The organism is Shewanella sp. 4_MG-2023 (genome assembly GCF_030548015.1).
Taxonomy (GTDB): Bacteria; Pseudomonadota; Gammaproteobacteria; order Enterobacterales; family Shewanellaceae; genus Shewanella.
This window is the reverse complement of the sequence record NZ_JAUORL010000067.1, coordinates 1-3,751: the sequence shown is the minus strand read 5'-3', so window position 1 is coordinate 3,751 and position 3,751 is coordinate 1. Positions and strand designations below refer to the sequence as shown.

The following is a 3,751-nucleotide window of genomic DNA, read 5'->3' as shown; positions in this document are numbered from 1 at the left end:
CATTTCCTACAAATGGCAGTAGCTCTTTTGGTTGCTCACCTTTCATAGCTGAATTTATGCGTCGTTGAATACTGGTGCAATCTGACCTTTCAGGTGTTGCAGCCATTTGAGCGCGAATTGGATTCAAATCAACATAGGCCATACAGGCGAGAACTGCCGCATCATCAAGTAATGCTTGCGATTTAAAGCGCCCTTCCCAAAAGCGACCCGTACACTTATCTTCTTTATTGGCCATTCTCGCAATCGGTTCACTCAAGGAACGCATAAACCAACTGATATCAGTTAAACGTTCTCGATATAGCGCAATACAATCATTAACCGTCTTTAATTCAAACTCATTAAGCGCTTCACCTTTAACAAATTTATGGGTCAGCAATGTACCTTTAAAGCCTTTATGCCATTGGGTAAGCACATCTATATCAGACCATTCTTTGGCTTTATCCACATCGACTTTTAGCACCACATGTAAATGATTACTCATCACCGCATAAGCACAAATATCAATGGCGAAAATCGTCGCTAATTCAATAATTCGGCTATCAACCCACTCACGGCGATGTTCATAGTTTTCGCCTGTCGACTTATCAAACCCACACAAAAATGCCTTACGTACCACACGCGAACAACAGTGGTAGTAAGGCGTATCTTCTAAACTCACGAGTGTTTTTCTAGGTCTGGCCATCTTTAGTCACCAAGTAATGAGCAATAACTCAAGCCTAGTAAGGAGTACAATATTTAGCCACTTAGAATGGGTGGCCATGTTATTTCTTTGTTGCTAGCCATTAATCATGGGTGGCCATGTTATTCTTTGTTGCAAATAGTTGCTAATGCCCTAGTTTAGATAATGATTTAGACATCAAAAAGCCCGCTATCGAAAGATAAGCGGGCTTTTTATTGAATGCGACGACTGGCTGAAAAGCGATTTTTCAGTTCTGCCCTTCATTAACCTCTGTATTTTAATCACTGAATATTAAGTCACAAATAGTCAGCAGCAACGAAAGTGAGTAGGGAGTTTGATATATAGCCATTAATCATGGGTGGCCATGTTATTTTTTAATCATGGGTGGCCATGTTATTTTTTAATCATGGGTGGCCATGTTATTTTCCGCAATTCATCAGATTCATTGGCAATTTTTACACTTTTTCTTTTAATCAAATCAACAAGCATAAAACATTTTAAAAATGCATTCATCATATGTTTGTTGTTTTTCTGTTAACTTTATGTACACTTAAACAAACAAGTTGATTGTTCTTTGAGCGGAACAAAGTGGAGAACTTCCGTTTTTTGATTGAACCTATGGGGATAAAAATGAGAAATATAAATAACTACATCGTAAATATGCGTCATAAAAAACTGGTGATTGCCTGCTTGTTGGCCATCACTCCACTAGGCGTATATGCCGATTCACAAGGACAGCAGCACGGGCCATCTGAACATCGCAGCCATGGGTGGCAATTTGATGGACAAAGCCAACAACGAGATGAAAGTGAAAGCCGCCGTGCTGATTACAGCAACAAATGGCGCGGCCATAAATCAGCGGGTAAAAAATGCAATAAACACCGCAAACATCATGGTCATCGTCATTGCAAATTTGAGCGATACTTTTGCCAAGGTATACCTGTTGTCGCCGAAGAAGACTTACCAACAGACACAGACTTAAGCGGTTATGAGGGGGAAGAAATTGGCTTTTTTGAAAACAAAGTCTTTGATGATGAACCTGAAGTTCTATTTGCCTCTGATAGTTTTGATGAAACCGTCAATGACACTACTCGCTTAAAGAAAGCCCTTCGCTTTGCCGCTAAAGAAGAAAATGGCGGTGTGGTAGTCTTACGTGCATCTGACAGTGGCACCAATAATCGCTATAGTTTGGCGCATATTGTGGTGCCTTCAAATGTCCGTATTGAAGTCGAACCTGATGTTGTCCTTGAAATGCGAGGGATTAAAGAAGACACCTATCCAACGGGTAATCCAAGTAATAGACCCAATCGACAGTTCTTATTTTCGTTTGGCCGCAGCATTGGCCCAAGTAAGTTATCCGCTGAACGCACAGTAAATGTGCAGATCACTTCAACCGATCCTAGTAGAAATTTCACCGTTGATGCTAGAACCAACATGCCATACAACTATGGCGAAATGCAGGGTGGCAATGGTGGCGGCTTAGTTAACCTCACCCGCGCTATTCCATTTGGGCTTTTTTATGTTGAAAACTTCTCGGTATCGAATGTCACCATTGAAGATAACCATACTGAATCAGTATCGGTACAAATGTTTGCTGATGCCGATTATAAAGATGGATCATACACTTATCGCTTTGGTTCAGCGCCGCTTTATTTACAAGACAGATATGTGAAAAACCCAGAAGGTTCACCAAGCTTAAATAGACCGATGAATCCAGTCAATGTAACTATTCCAACCAATGAGAATGGTGATTTTATTGATGATGAAGGCAATATAGTGCCAGACATGTTCGCGATTCAACGCAACCCAACTTATGCTCGCACACCGATTAAAGGCTCAGTGAAAAACATTAAGTCAATTAATGCCCATACGGGCTATGGCGTTGTGCAAGTTTACGGTGGAGATTGGATTGAGATTGATAACATTGAAGCATTCAATGGTATTGGTGTACGAGTGGAAGCAGGTAATGGAACCAATAAAGACAACTTTAACCGTTCAGGCCCTTACTTTAGCTCAGCGAATAAAATCAAAATTTCTAATGTGAAAGTGACTAACGGCTTTACTGGCGTTTGGTTAAAGCCACACAGTAAAATCATGAAGGATATAACTGTAGAGAACATTGAAGCTATTGATAGTGGGTCTGCCCTTTTAGTGGGTAAAGGATCCTTTGCATGTAAAAGCAGTTGTCGTGATTTAACCCGTGGCCGTATCAATAATCTATCAGTGAGTGGCGATATTATTTTACGTCAAACGGTTTATGATGAGCCCGTTGCAGAGGTCGGTAACGTTGCCACTTACTTTATGAGTGAGTCAAACCGCGAATATTTAGCCGAGCAAACAGGTAAAACCATTACTGAAATTTCTCGTGCTGACATCGATCGTAATTTATCAGGTTCACGTTGGTATTTAACTTTCCCTGCAGCGCCTATCTTAGCGTTATCACAACTGTCAGCCACAGAAATTGGCGACCAATCTGCCTATGAAGGTTTTTATGGGGTGGATTATTGCAATGCGAATATCATTCAAGATGGTCTAGCCTTAACAGATGGTGAAAAATCTCGTCCTGATATTCTTTATATGGGCGATGCACATACACCAAATGGTGAAATTGCTACCGATTATATTAATAAATAAATCCTAGCACTCTAGTTGGTTTATTAGTGATAACAAAAGACGCCACTATAAAAAGCCAGTAGCCCGCGCTACTGGCTTTTAAATTGTTGATGTCCCGTCCTGAGATAAGTTGACACTTTGGAAACTTATTTATGAAACCTTCAAGTTCAACCAACTGTAAACGTACACAACGTGATTACACATGAACGAAATCCACGAAATCCAAGCCACCCATTATTTTGAAGTTATAACATATCGCCTTTCGTTTTGAGTTGCCAACACCTACATTCATTTACTGATGGACGATCCCTGTCAAAGGACTGAATATTTCATCATTAATCGCCAAAATTAACTCATAAACTAAATTCAATCCAGCAGAAAAAAGTGGGAAATGCTTTTATTTGAAATTAAGAAATGGTGTATTAAGCGCACAACCAGCGCTGACAGTTAGCTGCACCT

The 3,751-nt window shown here is 40.3% G+C and carries 2 protein-coding genes; one reads left to right on the top strand and one right to left on the bottom strand.

Annotated features, from left to right (window positions below; all coding sequences use genetic code 11):
- The coding region (locus Q4546_RS19010) for a transposase (protein WP_303446846.1) at nucleotides 1–682 on the bottom strand (682 nt) is incomplete at its 3' end.
- A gap of 627 nt (nucleotides 683–1,309) precedes the next feature.
- On the opposite strand from Q4546_RS19010, the gene Q4546_RS19005 reads away from it, so the two are divergent.
- Nucleotides 1,310–3,313, top strand: coding sequence for a hypothetical protein (locus Q4546_RS19005; protein ID WP_303446845.1), 2,004 nt, complete (start codon nucleotides 1,310–1,312; stop codon nucleotides 3,311–3,313).
- The last annotated feature ends 438 nt before the right edge of the window (nucleotides 3,314–3,751 follow it).